Below are 15,423 nucleotides of genomic sequence, written 5' to 3'. Positions count from 1 at the left end.
GCTATCTGTAAAGTGCTTGAGGTGCTTCTGGGCGAAGCTGACAAGACTGTGATAAAGCCTTACCCCCGCCATAGCGATTAGCAAACCGCTTTTGAAGAACTTTAAACAGTGCCGACTGCCGACCAGCTGTTTCCTTACCCAAGTAGGAAGTAAAATTGTTTGAAATTTTTAAGAAGTGGTTTGAAAACAGCAAGAAGTTGCCGGTAATGGCTAAATACCTTTGACCTAACCACTTTACTTGCTAAATTCCCTTCCAATTGCGGGTGCGCTAGGTCCTTGCCACTACTCGTGTTGCCGGGTAGCCGCCGCGGCAGTCCATTTCTTACTCTTGTGCTTTCGTTATGCCAGCTGACTTAGTTACCCCTACCGACGCGCCCCAACCGGAAGACAACTCGCGCCGTTCCTTTCTGAAGCTGTCCGGCGGCATTGTGGGCCTCGCCTTAGCCCCGCCGCTGGCCGCGCAGGCCGAGCGCCTGACCGCGTACTCCAAAACCATTGAAGGCGCGACCGACCTGACACTGCGCATCAATGGCCAGGTGCGCACGGTGCGGGCCGAACCCCGCGTGACCCTGCTCGACGCCCTGCGCGAACGCCTGGATTTGACGGGCACCAAGAAGGGCTGCGACCACGGCCAGTGCGGCGCTTGCACAGTACATATTGATGGCCAACGGGTTAATTCCTGCCTGACCCTAGCTGTGATGGCACAAGGCAAGGAAATCACCACCATTGAGGGCCTGGCCAAGGGCGACGAGTTGCACCCGATGCAGGAAGCCTTTTTGAAGCACGACGGCTTCCAGTGCGGCTACTGCACCCCTGGCCAGATTATGAGCGGGGTAGCCTGCGTGAAAGAAGGCCACGCCAAAACCGACGACCAAGCCCGCGAGTGGATGAGCGGCAACCTCTGCCGCTGCGGCGCCTACGCCAATATTCTGGCCGCCGTGCGCGAAGTGGCCGGCAAAGCCTAAGCGCTTCATCACCCTATTTTCCTGCTTACGACGATGAACGACTTCAGCTATACCCAGGCCGCTACGGCTAAGGAGGCCACCGGCATCCTGAAAGACCAGCCGACTGCCGCCTACATTGCCGGCGGCACCACGCTGCTGGATATGATGAAGGCCAACCTGCTGGAGCCACCCCAACTGGTCGACATCAACTCGCTGCCCTTCAAGGGTATTGAGCAGACCAAAGACGGGCTACGCATTGGGGCGATGGAGCGCATGAGCGCCGTGGGCGAGCACCCACTGTTAGTGCAGCAGTTTCCGGCTGTGTCACAGTCACTACTACTGGCCGCCTCGCCGCAGCTGCGTAACATGGCCAGTATTGGGGGCAATATTTTGCAGCGCACGCGCTGCGGCTACTTCCGCGATGCCGCTTTTCCGTGCAATAAACGGGTACCGGGTTCGGGTTGCCCCGCCATCGCGGGCGACAACCACAACCTCGCCATCTTGGGCGTGAGTGAGAGCTGCATTGCCAACTCCTACCCCGGCGACTTATCGGTAGCCCTGGCCGCATTCGACGCGGTGTTGACCTTGGAAAACCAGAAAGGCAAGCAGCGCCGAGTGCCCATCACTGAGTTTTACCTGCTGCCAGGCAAAACCCCGCAGAAGGAAACCGTACTGGAGCCCGGCGAGCTGATTGTGGCCGTGACTATTCCGACCGCCACGCACGCCCAGCGTTCGACCTACCTCAAGGTGCGCGAGCGCAGCAGCTATGCCTACGCGCTGGCCTCGGCCGCCGTGGGCCTGGATGTGCAGGGCGGCACTATTCGCTCGGCTCGGGTGGCGCTGGGCGGTGTGGGGGCTCAGCCCTGGCGCAGCCGCGAAGCAGAGAAAGTACTTACGGGCCAACCAGCAACGGAGGCCACCTTCCGGGCAGCCGCCACGGCGGCCTTGCGCGAGGCGCAGCCGCGCAGTGAGAATGGCTACAAAGTAGAACTGGCGCAGAATACGCTGGTGCGCGCCTTGCAGCAAGTGGCGGGCGCTTAGCCCATTTCACGCTTTAATTTCTTCCCCATGGAACTGGATATCGAACCGAATTTCGCCGACACCAACCCCAAAGCTGGGGTGGTAGGCCAGCCGCTCACCCGCGTGGATGGCCGGGCCAAGGTGACGGGTGCGGCCAAGTACTCGGCCGAGTACAACAACGTGCCCGGCCTGGTGCACGGCGTTTTCAAAACCAGCGACGTGGCCAAGGGCCGCATCACGGGTTTCGACGCCAGCGCGGCCCAGCGGGCGCCGGGCGTGCTGGCCATTCTCACGCACCAGAACTTGCCGAAGTTGGCCATTACACCCGACACGCCCGAGGGCAAGAAAGCTATCGGTATGGGCGTACAGATGGGGTTTTTGCCCCTGACATCGGACCAGATTTACTACGCCGCCCAGCCCGTAGCCCTGGTGGTGGCCGACACGCTAGAACGGGCGCAGTATGCCGCCACGCTGCTAAAAGTGCAGGTAGCGACCGAGGTGCCCACAGTATCGTACCAAGACCCGAAGGCCAAGCTGTTTGACCCTACTAAACTGACTGTTGGTAAGACCGAGAACCAACCCAAACGCGGCGACGCGCAGACTGCTTTTGCCAGTGCCCCTATTCAGCTGACGGCTACTTATCACCACGCCATCACCCACCACAACCCCATGGAGCCGGGCGCGACCATTGCCCACTGGGAGGCCCCCGACCGCGTGACGGTGTACGACACTACCCAGGGCATTACCTGGACGCAAAAGTCCCTGAGCGCGATGCTGGGCCTGCCCGTTGACCAGGTGCGGGTAGTGAATAAGTACCTCGGCGGGGGCTTCGGTTGCAAGGGTAGTACCTGGCCACACACCATCCTCACCATTCAGGCCGCCAAGGCTGTGGGCCGGCCAGTGAAGCTGGCGCTCACGCGCCCGCAGCAATTCACGAGCATGGGCCACCGCGAAGACCAGGAGCAAACCCTGCGCCTAGGTGCCACCAAGGAAGGCAAGCTGCTGGCGCTGCTGCACGAAAAAACCTCGACTACCTCGGCCTGGGACAATTACGCCGAAACAAACGCCAAAATCGTGGACCTGCTCTACGACTGCCCGCATTTTGAGGCGCAAACCCAACTGGCGCGGGCCAATGTGATGACCAGCACCTACATGCGGGCTCCTGGCGAGGCGCCTGGCTCGTTTGCCATCGAGTGCGCGATGGACGATTTGGCTTACCGCGTGGGGCTCGACCCCATCCAGATTCGCCTGCTGAATTATGCCGAGAAAGACCCCAGCACCGGCAAGCCCTGGAGTAGCAAAAGCCTGAAAGAGTGCTATGCCCGCGGGGCCGAGCTATTTGGCTGGAGCAAACGCAACCCCAAAAATGGCGCCACCCGCGCCGGCAAAACCCTGGTGGGCTGGGGCATGGCCACGGCCAGCTACCCCGTGCACAGCGGGCAGGGCAATGCCCGGGTGCGCCTCTATGCCGACGGCCACGCGGTGGTGCAGGCCGGGGCCACCGACCTCGGCACGGGTACCTACACCGTTATTACGCAGGTAGCGGCCGATTCCCTAGGCATTACGCCCGATAAAATCCGGTTTGAGCTGGGGGACAGCGCCTTGCCCAGCACCATTGTGTCGGGTGGCTCGATGGCGGCGGGCACGGTATCGTCGTCCGTCTACCTGGCTGCGCAAGATGTGTGGCAGAAGCTAACGAAGGTGGCCGTATTAGATAAAAAATCGCCTCTCTATCAAGCCAAGCCCGCTGACGTAGAGGTGGTGAAAGGCCGCCTCCAACTGAAAGCTAATCCCAGCAAAGGCGAGGAATTTGCGGCCCTAATGCAGCGCGCCAGCATGGGTGATGTGGAGGGCATTGCTACGGGCCGCTACGGCGCGGGCTACGAGTCGGCCCAAGCTGCCCTCAATGCCAGTAAGACCAAGAAAGATGATGCCGGTGAGCACTCCATGCACTCATTTGGAGCACACTTTTGCGAGGTGCATGTCGACCCCGAATTGGGCACTGTGCGCGTCACGCGCTGGGTGAGCGTGGTGGCGGGTGGGCGCATTCTCAACCCCAAAACGGCCCGCTCCCAAATCATGGGCGGCAGCATCTTCGGTATCGGTGCCGCCTTGATGGAAGGCACCAACCGCGACCCCAATTTAGCTCGCTACACGAACGCTAGCCTGGCTGATTACCACGTGTGTGTCAACCTCGACATTCCCGATATGACGGTGGAATTTATCGACGAGCACGACCCCTATATTAACGCTATGGGCGTGAAGGGCATTGGCGAAATTTCCATCGTGGGCACGAGTGCTGCTGTGGGCAACGCCATTTTTCACGCTACCGGGCGGCGGCTGCGTGCCTTGCCCATCACCCCCGACAAGGTATTGGACGCGATGCGGCAGCCAGCCTAGCAAGCGCCGGTAATGGCGCCTGTTTTTACTTCTCTCTACCTACTCTTTAACATTTACACGCCAGCAGCCACTTGGCGAGGAAGCTTAATCAAGCTTCTTCGCCAAGTGGCTGCTGGCGTGTAAAGGGAGGGCGAGCCGACCGGGGCAGTTGCTGCATGCGCACGCTTCCTTGGCAAGCGGGCGCGAGCCGCCCCAGTGCCTTACAGATTCATTCGAGGGCCGGTGCCACGGAGCGAAATCTGGTAATCGCCACGGGCGCTGCTCAAATACCAGAAGCCCTACCCCCCTTTCCTAAGCGAAGCTACCGGTGTTCGGTTTTTCTTCCGAGGTGGCCGTCCCAGTCCAGGATTTTTGGGTGCCTATTTCGAGTACCACTTCAACTTACTGGCTCGTCATATCGAAGCGCAAAAAGAAATCTACGCGCAAATGCAAGCAGTGCTTCTTAGTCCGAACACCCACACAAAGACCTGCATAACGATAGCAGCGGCGACTGGCGCGGCCGGTATGGCTACCAACAAGTTATCAAAGCGCCTTAACACACATATCCATTTAACAATCAATTGGCAGACAGTATATTTATCCGCGCATAACCGCAACTTGTATGGATACTTTCTCACAAGACCCAAGCTTTATCCCATTGCCTGAAAGCCAGTGCGATTTTCGGATGATGATTGGCGAAGAGGCGGCCGTTGGAGGCAAAAAGCTTGCTGTCGCAGGCCTCAGCAACTTTCGCGTGCCGCAGGCAATACAGGATAGGGTAAATCAAAATCTGGAGTACAAGACCCTCTCTCCGGAGCTTTTAACGCGGGTCTACCTGTATCATATGCTCCAGGCAGCCGAAGGCCTAGCTGATAAGTAACAGGCGCCAGGTCTGCGGCTGAGTTGCTCCCGTCGGGGTAAAGGCAAGCAGGCTAGCCAAATACGTGACCAAGGTCAATAGGGCTGCCTTCAGGCTGCTTGCCCAGTTGCGGGCGGATGAGTACCAGGGCCGGTAGGCCAATCTGTTCCGCAAGATGCTAACGGCCCATCAAGCTACAGGAAGATAATGCGCATAAATACGTGCAGCCGGGTGAAGCGCAACTTGGGTAGCCATCTGGGCCACTATCTAGCTAATTCGCACAGCGTTGGGCAATAGTTCGAGAGTAAGCTTCGAGCTAATTAAGCGTGCGATGGACGTTATAACAGGCGAGATAGTGACTGATTTCCAACTAGGCTTCGGGGAAGTGGCGGAAGTTGAAGTAATCGAGCTAAGCTAGACAGTTATATAGTCTTCCTGCGCGCTCACGCACTCCGACCGGGGTAGGCAGCACTGCGCCAACGCGTATCGGCTAACTGCTGGATGAACACCAGCTCGTGCGCTCGCCGCATTGCCACATCGACAGCCAAGCCCTATAACGCGCAAGTTGAAAGTCTGTAGTCGAACCTCTAAACGGAGGTCCTCGAACTACCCGAGCGGACCTTGTTATAAACTGACGCCGACGCTTGAATCAGCGTCGGTGTCAGTTTATAACATCAATATATTTCAATTATTGTAACTACTCTCATCTGCAATTCGCTATTGACTACCAGACGCCATATGCCGCTTACCAATAGCCTCTTCAACCTAGTACGCTAAACTGTCTGGCATAACTAGACTACCCCTCTTTTACCTACCTATGGGATAGCACGTGCTGGGTCGATTCATTGCCTATTTCGGGTCACTACGGCATATTTCATCATATTGGTATGAGGTTCATAAATACCTCACTAATCACTAGAGCGGTTTAAAATATTGCATAGTTAAGCAAATAAAAAATGTTTGCAAGATTTCAAGTTTTAAAAATAAAAAGTATTACTTTGATTACTTAGCTAATTAAAATAATTAGCTAAGGCAGCAAATATCTTAATTTACTAGTACTTCCCCTGGAAAGTAATGCGTGAAATATTCTTTTTCAGATAAGAATCATCAGGTACGCACAGTTTTTACAAATCGGAAATAGTAATATACGGGTTGGATGGCAGCTACTTGCCAATCGAAATTTTAATTTTATTAAGCGAAATTTATCAATTTTCTTTTGAAATTTTGCTTAACAAGGAACTAGAAAAAAATAGTACTATTAGGTTTATTGTGCTTTGGTCGCTTAATAAATTTTTTCTTCACATGATTCATAATAAAGAAAAGCGCCTTATTTTTAACAAAATTTTATTACTTACAAACTATTTAGTTTCATCACATCACAATTGTTTCCTTAACTTAAAAAGGTATTTTATTCCTAATTAAGTTAATCATTCGTAAATCTATTTTTATGAGAACATTTTTCACAAAAACATTTTTCTCAGTAATTTTTTGGAGCATTTTTAGCTATTCAACGCCCGTATTAGCTCAAACCAGAATATTCAATATTAGTACTTCGGCTCAACCTGGGGAAGCCATTAGTTTACAAGGCAATTTTGGGGCAACTGCGAAGGCTTTTCTCGCGTCTAGCAACGGCGGTATAACCCTCCCCATCTTAGTACAACGAGCCGGCCAGCTAACGGCGCAGCTACCCGCTACGATAGGCTTGGACCTATACCAAGTGTGGATAGAAGACCAGGGGCAGAGCAGTCCCATCGCCTACGTCAACCGGCCGCAGGGTATGCACTTTGACTCGCCTGAGGTGAAACCCGGTGGGCCGCTGCGCCTATTTGGGCGCAACCTGCAGCTGAGCGGCAGTGCGTCTCAGGTGCGCTTTCAGGCGCACAACGGTAGCGGCATGGCAATGGCCACCGTGCAGGCCAGCCAGAGCGATGCCTACTCGCTAAGTGTGACGGCCCCTGGCAACCTAGTGCCCGGCGTCACTTATGATGTATACGTAAGCAATGGCCGCAGCAACAGCGAAACACTGGTTGAGCGCTCTATAACGGCTATCGCACCGGGCGACGACTATTTCCAACTGGGGGTAGGCTGGGCAGCTAAGCTAAATTTCACCAACAACGTCTATAACGTTAAGACCGATTCGCGCCTGACGCAGCACGCCGTGGGCAACGGCGTGGAAAATGATAAGCCGGCTATTCAGGAAGCCATTGATATGGCCGGAGCAGCCGGCGGGGGCATTGTTTACCTGCCCGAAGGCACCTATAAGCTGGTCTACAGCGGCTGGGGAGGCTTCGCCATGCGGAACCGGGTAGTCGTTCAGGGAGCGGGCAAAGACCGCACGTTTGTCAAGTTTGGCTATGATACGCCGGGCTACTCGGCTGCGGGCCAGGCCGTTCACTTTGATGACCAGGCCTACCAGAGCGGCTTGGCCGACCTAGCGATGATTAACGTCGATAACTCGGGCAAGTGGATAATGAACTTGTGGGGCCAGCAAAGCCGGGAACTGCTTTTCCAGCGCATCCGCTTCGACCTGAATACGGGCGAGTGGCTTATGCTGCGCGACGCTGACAAGCTTTTCATCGGTAATTCGGACATCAGCCAGGGCATGAACCCTAACCTGCGTGGCCCCATGCTGCTCGATGGTAGCTCCAACTTGGTTCTGCGCAATAACTCGGTCACTTTCGCTACCAGGGGCCTCAACCTGCAGTTCGTGACCGACGCCGTTGTTGAAAACAACCGCATCTACCGCGATGGCAACGCCCGCTACCCCACTTGGTTTACTAACCACGTGCTTATCGTTGACTTCGCCAATAACTTAGTGGTGAAGGGAAACCTGTTTAAGCTCATCAACGGCCCTGCCCAAAATAGCAACGACGGCGAAACTATTATCGCCGAAGGCGGGGGGCCTAATCGTCCCGACGAGGAGACTGGCACCGTCAGCGCTGCCTCCCCTACTACCCTGCAAGACAACGCCAAGAGCTGGGGCCCGATGAGCCTGCACCCGGTGGTGGCCATCGTCAATGGTCCCGGCATGGGCCAGTGGCGCACCATCACCAGCCGCAACGGCAATACCCTCTCCCTCGACCGCGCCTGGGAAGTCCTTCCTACCTCTGCTAGCCGCTATGCTATCTTCAACTGGGGCTCGCGCAACTGGCTGCTGCAAGGTAATACGCTTGAGGGGCACCAGCGCGGCATTACGCTCTACGGCAACGCGACGACCAACGTGGCCATTGTTGATAACACGCTCACCAACAGTGGCTCGATTGACCTCTCGCCTTGGCAGCAGGACCAGCCCATCCCAGGGATAGCCAAGGATTTCCTGCCCATGTACAACAACCAAATCATTGGCAACCGCGTGGCTAATACCAACGGCGCCAATGGCGTTTTCATCGGCGTACACACCGTGCAGCCCATTCAGAACCGCACCTTCGGCACTTCGGTCATTGGCCTAGAGGTGCGCCGCAACACACTCACTGCTGGTCAGCCCAATATCCCAGCCTTGGTAGATTCGTCCTACCCCGAAGGCTACCTCAACTACCTCGACTACCAAACCGGCGCTACCCCTTATTTGGATGAGCAAATTCCGGCGGTGCTGGGCAGTATCTTCCAGGATAACACGGCTATCAATACCGAACGCGCTTTGTACTTAAATACAGGCTCTTACAATACGTTGGTCTGCAATACTACGCTCGTCAACGCCAAGCAGCTCGTGCTCGATAGCCGCTTCAGCAACGTAACGCATTCCTCCGTGGGCACCGTAACGTGCCTGTCTCCCACCACAGCTGGGCTACGTGCACCCGAGAATCCAGCCAACACCACCGCTGGCCTCGATTACAAGCTCTACGAAGGTTACTGGGAATACCTACCTGACCTGACGCAACTAACGCCCGTAAAAACAGGCACGACAACCGACTTTGAGCTGAGTATGCGCCGCCGCGACTACGGCTACCTGGTGAGCTACACCGGTTACGTAACCGTACCAGCGGATGGCCAATACTCCTTTATCCTTAATTCGGATGATGGTTCGCAGCTTTACATTGGCTCGACGCTAGTGGTCGACAACAACCAACTGGGGGAGAATGAGCGCACCGGCAACATTGGTTTGCAGGCTGGCACCCACGCCATTACGGTTACGTATTTGCAGCGGGGCGGGTCGCAACTACTCTCCGTGGGCTACTTCGGGCCTGGGCTGACTAAACAGCAGATTCCGGTTACTGCCCTACGCCGGGGGGGGATTCTGGCAGCGACTCCTTCTACCATTCCTGCCCCTACCCCTGCCCCCGCTCCTACCCCCGCAGCCAGCTTTTACCGGGCTATTAACATCAACGGGCCGGCCATCACCCTGGACGGCAACGCTTGGGAAGCCAGTACGGCCGCTAACTTCTCCTTTTCGGGCAATACCTACCAGAATCAGCAAGTGCCGCTGATTCCGGCTACCGATGATGTCCGTGCCAACATGATTCGCTCTTTCCTGTGGGGCGGAGACTCTTGGGGTGTCACGCCGTCTATGGCTATGGGTGCAGTACCCAACGGCACCTACGATGTATACCTGTACGTGTGGGAGGACAATTATGCCGAGACGTTTGATGTTAAAGTAGAGAACGTTACGGTATTGAGTAACTACAACAGCGGCAGCGCCGGCACCTGGAAAAAACTAGGCCCTTGGCGGACCACCGTCTCGGATGGTACCCTCAACGTTTCGACGCAAGGTGGCGCTGCCAACGTTTCGGGCCTAGAAGTGTGGCGAGCAGCTGCAACCAACTTGGTGGGTGAGTCCCAAACCTTCGCTCAAGCCAGTGCCAGTATGCAGGAAAACGCGTCGACAATCATCGGCTCTACCGACGACAAACTCGTGCTACACCCTAACCCCAGCTCAGCTCAGGTTTTCCTGCAAACCAATAACAATGACTGGACCCACGTGGCAGTGTACGACAGCTACGGTGCCCTGCACATAAGCCAGGAGCGTAATCAAGAATCGACGACAATTGATGTTTCTAAGCTGTCTACTGGCATTTACGTGGTAGAAGTGCGCTTGGCAACGGGCCAGGTTCTACGGAGCAGACTAACGGTAACGCATTAAGGTGCAAGTAGCTAGTGGTTCCTTTTGCTTAAGGAATCACTAGCTACTTGCACGCTGCCGCGCAGCGTATATGCCATTGATTTAGCGGAGGCGCAGTGACCTCCTACCGTGCTTCCGGTCGGGACTACCGCCACTGGGCCTGCAAATCTACTTGTGTGCCGAAAGGCCAATACTAATTGGAATAAAGCCAAACACCGGGCCAGCGCATGCGCTGGCCCGGTGTTTGGCTTTATTCCAATTAGTACTAAATACGCGCGTCAAATTATGAGCTGGATGACGTCTAGCGTCTCCTACCTAACTCGCAGTGGCACGTTATACCGCCGTTGCTGCTCGTATAGGGCAACCAGTACGGAGCAAATAGCGCGCAAAAAGCTGAAGAGGGGCCGAGAAGGAATGTCTTTAGTGGCCTCCTCAGCTTAGGCCTTCTCTTCCTTAGTAAGTAGGGCTACCTCGGCTGTCCACTGGCCCCGTAATAACCAGCAGGTAAATTTATTGGCTTCATTTAAAGGAGCCAAACATATAGTCCGACTCTAAAGGAAAGTTCTATGTTTAGCTTTTACTGCCCCGTTGCACTCAATCCGCCGTCGCAATGACTCCTCGGCACAAACTACTCCGCAACTGGTTGAGGCTAGCATCCAACAGCTGTCCCTAAAAGGATAGCTGGTCCCAGACAATCACCCTGCCCGCATGGTTATGCACAAATTGCACGTTGCCATCTTGCGACACCACAATGGCCAGGCAGTCGGGGGCGGCCAGGCAGAGGCGGTAGGCGGCCCGGTGGCGGGTTCCACTCTGGTCGGCGGGTAAGGCTTGCAGGGTTTGCCCACCTACGTCCAGGGCGCGGTATACCTGGGTAAGGGGCACCTGAGTAGCCTGTACTTCCACGCCAAAGCCTACTACTTCCATCTGGTGCGTGAGGACGATGGCCCCATCCACCGCACCCATAGCCGCTAAGTCATTGCCAAACTGGTCGAGTTCCGCCGTCAAGTATCGCAGCTCGGCATCGGGCGACTGTTGGTAACAGGTCCAACTTAATTCTCCCAGCGCCAACAGTCGCTGTATAATAGCGCGTACTAGGTTAGGGTAGCGTGGGCCGGCTTCCGGGGGCAGCAGGCGGTATTTAGGGCGCAGCACGCCACCCGGCACGAGTAGCTCGGCGACGCGGGGCGTGGGCACCAGCACCACCAGCATTCCGTGGCCGCTGCTGCGCGCCTGCGTGAGGGCGCGGCGCTGCATGCGCAATACCAGGTGCAGTAGGCACTCGTTCTGCTCCTCCGTCCAGGGTAAGCCTGCCGCCGCTGGGCCGGCCAACTGCTGGTTTTCTAAAAAGCGGCCTGCCCCCCAAGCTCGCGGAAACTGCAAGAAACCGTGGCCCTCAATGCGTCCCCGCTGCAGGGTAAGGACGCGGTGGGCTCCATAGTAGAACACCAGGCTACCCGGCCCACCCAGCTGCACCAGCAGTGCTTGGGGCGCGTGGGCTAGGGTACGGGGCAGTTCATCAGCCAACTGGTCCCACTGGTGCCCGCTAAATAGCAGGCCCCACAGCTGCAGGCGACCATCGGGCGTGGGTGCTACGGCTAACAGACTAGTAGCGGGATGCACGGCCGGGCTGAGCCGCCGCACTTCTTGCTCGTTCCAGGCGCGCACCTCGGCCAAGCGCACGAGGTGAAAATCAGTGAGGGCCACGGGCTGAGCGGCCAGTTGGGCCGGAGAAGCCAGCACGGCGTGGCAGCGCACTGCTTGGCCCTCCTCGAAGAGGAGACTTGCCTGGTAGAGCACCGAAAGGAAGTCCGTCAAGACGTCTGCCGCCGGTAGCGGCGGGGCGTCGGCGGGCCAGCGCTGCAGCAGGGCCAGCGCCAAGTCGGCCGGATAATAATGCGCATGAGTCATAAGCAAGAGCCAAATTACGGGGGCGCCCGTAGTATCACGCTGGCCTTGACAACGGGTAACTCTAGGCGGGTGGCAGCCCTACCCCCCGTTCAGGCCTTTGCTCGCTTGGGCGCAGTTGCGACTGCTTGCGGTTGCGACCGGTGGGCTTTGCGAATAGTTTCTTTCAGCTTGAGGCAGCTTGCGCTGCCTGTGCTGGCTAGACGGGTGCTCTATGGGTAGCGAGAACGTCAAGGGGCATAGCGGACTAGCCTGAGCTGTTGACGCTACGACTCGCTCAGGCTAGTCCCATCCACTGGGTCGAAGCCGAGCGCCACCTGTATAAAATAGCTGTGGCCGCTAACGGGCCAAAACTCCCAGCGCTGAAGCTGGCAGCACACCGGAGCCAGAGGTTGGCTATCGGCTCCGGCACTGCTGCATAGCTAAAACAACCACGGCCAGTAGGGCGACAGTAGTGTCAGCTAGCGCCTGGTGCCGGTAGGCAACGCCACCAACTGGACGGCACTGGGTGCGGGCGGCTCCCACTCCGGGGCCCTACGCACCAACGGCAGCCGCCCGACCTGGGGCTGGAACGAATATGGCCAGTTGGGCGACGGCACCGTGACCAGCCGCAGCACGCCGGGATAAATAGCCGGCTCCTAAACCGACCTTGCGGTGAGATATGTTGGTTATAGAATCTTAGTTAGCGACCAGAATCTCCTTAAGCACTGTGCCTTGCATCTCGATACCCTACCCCCCCTCGGCTCAACAAGTGTGGCCGAGGAGGGGTAGAGACGCGAAGTAGGAAGTTGCCAGCGAAGAGGCAAACCTAGCGAGCTTGGACGCGCATGACCTCCATTAGGTTGGGCGTTTCGCGCACAATGCGCAGAGCGGTGCCGCGCAGGGCCACACGCAGGGCTTGTCGGCGCGTGAGCCGACCGCGCACGGGCTGCACGGGTACATTAACCAGGGACTGGTCAGTATAGCGGATGAAGCAGCCCGTGGTGCGGGCAATGGCCTGGGCAGTTTCGTCGAAACGCTGGGCAGGCAGGTTATAAGTTACCTGCTGGTCGCACCGGCCCAGTTGGATGCGAGCCTTAGCTGGATGCGGTGGAACCGGGTGCTGGGCGTGAGCAAGGCCGGAAGCGGCTAGCCCGTGAGCTAAGACCCCTAGGCAGCAAACAAAGCGGATAGAAAGCATGCGTGAAAGTAACCATGCAGTGGTATTCTTAGCCTTAATTAAACGTTTGGAGCAACTGCGCCTCTTGACCCGAGCTTTTAATTAAGGCCAAAGGCAGCGCTTTTAACTTCTTTGTTTAACAACCTTCCTTTTGCGCAACCTAACTGTTCAAGCCAAATTTATTTTCCACGAAGGGCTACGCTGCCTCCAACTACATGGGAGGTAAGGTATCGTCTGGCTGCAGGTAGCTCGGGCCTATTGGCCGTAGCCGCGTCCGCGACTTTTACTAACTGTTGGTAGTAGAATTGGGCTCTTTCCGGGAGGTCTGCTTGTTCGGCGGCCATTCCGGCGCCAAGCAGGCCATTAAACCGATTCGGGTGTTTCCGCAGGCTAGCCACGTACGCCTCTAGCGCACGGTGAGGCTGGTGCAGTTGTAACAGCATATCGCCCAGTAGTTCCCGGGCTGGAATGATTTCGCAGGGGGTAACCGGGTGTTTCTCGGTTTGGTCTTCTAGGTCGGCGGCTTGGTTCATCAGCGTCAGCGCCTGTGCATTTTCACCGGCTAAAACATGAATCCACGCCTCGCCGGCGCGCACCTGGATGGCTACTTGGTTGGCTTTATAAGCATCTTTCTCCTTTGCTAGCCGTGCCTGAAGACCTTGAAGCTGAGCTAATTCTAATTTAGCCGGTTCCAACTGGCTCGTATGAACGGCGCCCAGCAGCCGCGCAAAGTGGAGGATAGCTTGCTGCCAGGGAAATTTATTCCACGGGACCGTCGTACTATCAAGGGGTAGGCGAGCGGCTTCTTGCCAGCGCCTGTTTTCGAGTGAGTAACGAGCTGGAATGGACGCGAAAGCATACGCAACCTTGAAATTGAGCGGACTAACTTCCTTAATCGTTTTCAAATACTCCCATTGCTTCTTGGCCTGCACATTTTGCCCTCGTTGCAGGTAGGCATAGGTTAGGTAATCTAATCCGTGCAACTCTTCGTCCCAGTGCCCTTTGATGCCCGCTTGCTGCGCGTAGCACTGGGCCGAGGACACCGAGGACAGGTTGGAATCGACGCATTCTTGCCACAGGCCCAGGCGGGTGAAAATATGCGAAGGCATGTGCAACGCATGGGCGGAGGAAGGGGCTACCGCCGCATACTTTCGGGCGGCAGGCAGGGCCAAAGCGGCTAGTTCAGGGTAGTCGTAAGTGTGAATCAGGTAGTGAATAATGCCGGGGTGGTTGGGTTCGTTGGGATACAGCGCTGCCAACAGCTGGCCGGCTTTGCGCTGACTTCGAAACTGTTTATCGGCCGGGTCGGCTGCCGCAGTCAGGGCCAAGGCGTAAAAAATAGTAGCCTCGTTATCCGCGGGATAGGTTGCGTGTACCCTTTCCATTGCCTGCGCAAAAGCAAGGCACCTGCTCCGATGGTTCACGCGCTCCCAGTTGGTATAAAAAGCGGCAATAGCCTTAATATAAGCGGCTTCCCGTGGCGTTTTTTGCGCAATTGATTGGGCAATAGCAAGGGCTTTCACCCCCTTTTTCAATTCGCGTTCGGAAGGCGGCGTCCAGAGCGGATGGAAATTCGCCATGGCCACGCCCCAGTAGGCCATGGCACACGCCGGATTTTTAGCAATAGCCGTCGCGAAAGCTTTTTCGGCCTCGTCATATTCGAACGAATGCAGCAACTGTAGCGCTAGGTCAAAGCTTGCCTGAGCTTCGCCGCCGCAGGAGGTAGGAAACTCTACCACGCCTAATTTGTGGTCAGGCGCCCCACAAGTAATAATCAGCCCACGCTTAAGACTTAATTCCGTTATGGCTGCCTGCGAGGGTACGCTACTTCGCTCCCTACACGACACCACCAATACCAGTATAGCAATAGACATCCAGGAGAATGATGCTCGTTTCATGTCGAGTAGCCATTTAAAGCATTTGCTTATCAAAGTGACCAATAGAAATGAATTGCCAGAAATAGCCCTCATTTCTGCTGGCATTTCATCTTAAATATACTCGTTTAAGCCGTGTTTTAGCGGCATGAACTACCTAGCCGAATTCATCGCGGGTATGAAAGCCCACATAAAGGAGGTGCACATTTTCATAAATGAGAATA

Annotated in this window: 9 protein-coding genes; 6 read left to right on the top strand and 3 right to left on the bottom strand. The window is 56.3% G+C overall.

What is annotated here, in order from left to right; translation table 11 throughout:
• Positions 1 to 341: 341 nt before the first annotated feature.
• From GO988_RS14375 to GO988_RS14355, 5 genes are all read left to right on the top strand, one after another.
• The gene (locus tag GO988_RS14375; protein WP_157566621.1) at positions 342 to 965 is read left to right on the top strand and encodes a (2Fe-2S)-binding protein; all 624 of its coding nucleotides are present in this window, start codon (positions 342 to 344) and stop codon (positions 963 to 965) included.
• Between the two features lie 33 nt (positions 966 to 998).
• Complete coding sequence (locus GO988_RS14370) at positions 999 to 1,985, top strand: FAD binding domain-containing protein (RefSeq protein WP_157566619.1); 987 nt, start codon at positions 999 to 1,001, stop codon at positions 1,983 to 1,985.
• Positions 1,986 to 2,012: 27 nt separating this feature from the next.
• Positions 2,013 to 4,364 carry a xanthine dehydrogenase family protein molybdopterin-binding subunit gene (locus GO988_RS14365; RefSeq protein ID WP_157566617.1) on the top strand — a complete coding sequence of 784 codons (2,352 nt, stop codon included), beginning with the start codon at positions 2,013 to 2,015 and terminating at the stop codon, positions 4,362 to 4,364.
• A gap of 601 nt (positions 4,365 to 4,965) precedes the next feature.
• Positions 4,966 to 5,223 (top strand): hypothetical protein, encoded by a 258-nt coding sequence (locus tag GO988_RS14360; RefSeq protein ID WP_157566615.1) that lies wholly within the window; start codon positions 4,966 to 4,968, stop codon positions 5,221 to 5,223.
• Positions 5,224 to 6,904: 1,681 nt separating this feature from the next.
• Positions 6,905 to 10,279 (top strand): PA14 domain-containing protein, encoded by a 3,375-nt coding sequence (locus GO988_RS14355; RefSeq protein WP_198172749.1) that lies wholly within the window; start codon positions 6,905 to 6,907, stop codon positions 10,277 to 10,279.
• Positions 10,280 to 10,927: 648 nt separating this feature from the next.
• On the opposite strand, the gene GO988_RS14350 is transcribed toward GO988_RS14355, so the two are convergent.
• A complete protein-coding gene (locus GO988_RS14350; RefSeq protein WP_157566611.1) occupies positions 10,928 to 12,169 on the bottom strand; it encodes a putative sensor domain DACNV-containing protein in 1,242 nt (413 codons plus the stop codon).
• A 468-nt stretch (positions 12,170 to 12,637) separates the two neighbouring features.
• On the opposite strand from GO988_RS14350, the gene GO988_RS14345 reads away from it, so the two are divergent.
• Positions 12,638 to 12,793: an RCC1 domain-containing protein gene (locus GO988_RS14345; RefSeq protein ID WP_198172747.1), complete on the top strand. Its 156-nt coding sequence runs from the start codon at positions 12,638 to 12,640 to the stop codon at positions 12,791 to 12,793.
• Between the two features lie 181 nt (positions 12,794 to 12,974).
• Here GO988_RS14345 and GO988_RS14340 read toward each other — a convergent pair whose 3' ends face one another.
• Together GO988_RS14340 and GO988_RS14335 are read right to left on the bottom strand one after the other, a co-directional pair.
• Positions 12,975 to 13,346, bottom strand: a complete 372-nt coding sequence (locus GO988_RS14340) for an STN domain-containing protein (protein WP_157566607.1) — start codon at positions 13,344 to 13,346, stop codon at positions 12,975 to 12,977.
• 158 nt (positions 13,347 to 13,504) lie between these two features.
• Positions 13,505 to 15,001: a tetratricopeptide repeat protein gene (locus tag GO988_RS14335; protein WP_198172745.1), complete on the bottom strand. Its 1,497-nt coding sequence runs from the start codon at positions 14,999 to 15,001 to the stop codon at positions 13,505 to 13,507.
• Between the last annotated feature and the right edge of the window lie 422 nt (positions 15,002 to 15,423).

The organism is Hymenobacter ginkgonis (genome assembly GCF_009755225.1).
GTDB classification, from domain to species: domain Bacteria; phylum Bacteroidota; class Bacteroidia; order Cytophagales; family Hymenobacteraceae; genus Hymenobacter; species Hymenobacter ginkgonis.
This window is presented reverse-complemented; position numbering and strand designations above follow the sequence as displayed.

Excerpts from the sequence above, each read along its gene's own strand:
- GO988_RS14375 (WP_157566621.1), top strand. The coding sequence starts at position 342 with ATGCCAGCTGACTTAGTTACCCCTACCGACGCGCCCCAACCGGAAGAC.
- GO988_RS14370 (WP_157566619.1), top strand. The coding sequence starts at position 999 with ATGAACGACTTCAGCTATACCCAGGCCGCTACGGCTAAGGAGGCCACC.
- GO988_RS14365 (WP_157566617.1), top strand. The coding sequence starts at position 2,013 with ATGGAACTGGATATCGAACCGAATTTCGCCGACACCAACCCCAAAGCT.
- GO988_RS14360 (WP_157566615.1), top strand. The coding sequence starts at position 4,966 with ATGGATACTTTCTCACAAGACCCAAGCTTTATCCCATTGCCTGAAAGC.
- GO988_RS14350 (WP_157566611.1), bottom strand. The coding sequence starts at position 12,169 with ATGACTCATGCGCATTATTATCCGGCCGACTTGGCGCTGGCCCTGCTG.
- GO988_RS14340 (WP_157566607.1), bottom strand. The coding sequence starts at position 13,346 with ATGCTTTCTATCCGCTTTGTTTGCTGCCTAGGGGTCTTAGCTCACGGG.